The organism is Thermaerobacillus caldiproteolyticus, assembly GCF_013761245.1.
GTDB classification, from domain to species: Bacteria; Bacillota; Bacilli; order Bacillales; family Anoxybacillaceae; genus Thermaerobacillus; species Thermaerobacillus caldiproteolyticus.
Map to the genome: position 1 here is coordinate 1 of NZ_JACDUT010000030.1, position 1,148 is coordinate 1,148.

Genomic DNA, 1,148 nt, shown 5'->3' on the forward strand with positions numbered 1-1,148 from the left:
TTTGTTCTTTGAAAACTAGATAACAAAGGTATTCATGAAAGAAGTGAAGCTCGATTCACAGGTTAAGTGAGAAAGGGCGCACGGTGGATGCCTTGGCACTAGGAGCCGATGAAGGACGGGACAAACACCGAAATGCTTCGGGGAGCTGTAAGTAAGCGTTGATCCGGAGATGTCCGAATGGGGGAACCCACTGTCCGTAATGGGACAGTATCCATACCTGAATCCATAGGGTATGGAGGGCACACCCGGGGAACTGAAACATCTAAGTACCCGGAGGAGAAGAAAGCAACAGCGATTCCCTGAGTAGCGGCGAGCGAAACGGGAACAGCCCAAACCAAGAGGCTTGCCTCTTGGGGTTGTAGGACACTCAATACGGAGTGACAAAGGAACGGAGTAGACGAAGCGGTCTGGAAAGGCCCGCCAGAGGAGGTAATAGCCCTGTAGTCGAAACTTCGTTCCCTCCTGAGTGGATCCTGAGTACGGCGGGACACGGGAAATCCCGTCGGAAGCAGGGAGGACCATCTCCCAAGGCTAAATACTCCCTAGTGACCGATAGCGAACCAGTACCGTGAGGGAAAGGTGAAAAGCACCCCGGAAGGGGAGTGAAAGAGAACCTGAAACCGTGTGCCTACAAGTAGTCAGAGCCCATTTACGGGTGATGGCGTGCCTTTTGTAGAATGAACCGGCGAGTTACGATGACGTGCAAGGTTAAGTCGAAGAGACGGAGCCGTAGCGAAAGCGAGTCTGAATAGGGCGTTGAGTACGTCGTCGTAGACCCGAAACCAGGTGATCTACCCATGTCCAGGGTGAAGGTAGGGTAACACCTACTGGAGGCCCGAACCCACGCACGTTGAAAAGTGCGGGGATGAGGTGTGGGTAGGGGTGAAATGCCAATCGAACTTGGAGATAGCTGGTTCTCCCCGAAATAGCTTTAGGGCTAGCCTCAAGGGAAGAGTCTTGGAGGTAGAGCACTGATTGGGCTAGGGGCCCTCATCGGGTTACCGAACTCAGTCAAACTCCGAATGCCAATGACTTATCCTTGGGAGTCAGACTACGAGTGATAAGATCCGTGGTCAAAAGGGAAACAGCCCAGATCACCAGCTAAGGTCCCCAAGTGTACGTTAAGTGGAAAAGGATGTGGAGTTGCC

At 52.8% G+C, this 1,148-nt stretch carries 1 rRNA gene; it reads left to right on the forward strand.

The features are described from left to right. Positions 1-60: 60 nt before the first annotated feature. A 23S ribosomal RNA gene (locus HNR31_RS18410) occupies positions 61-1,148 on the forward strand; the annotation flags it as partial.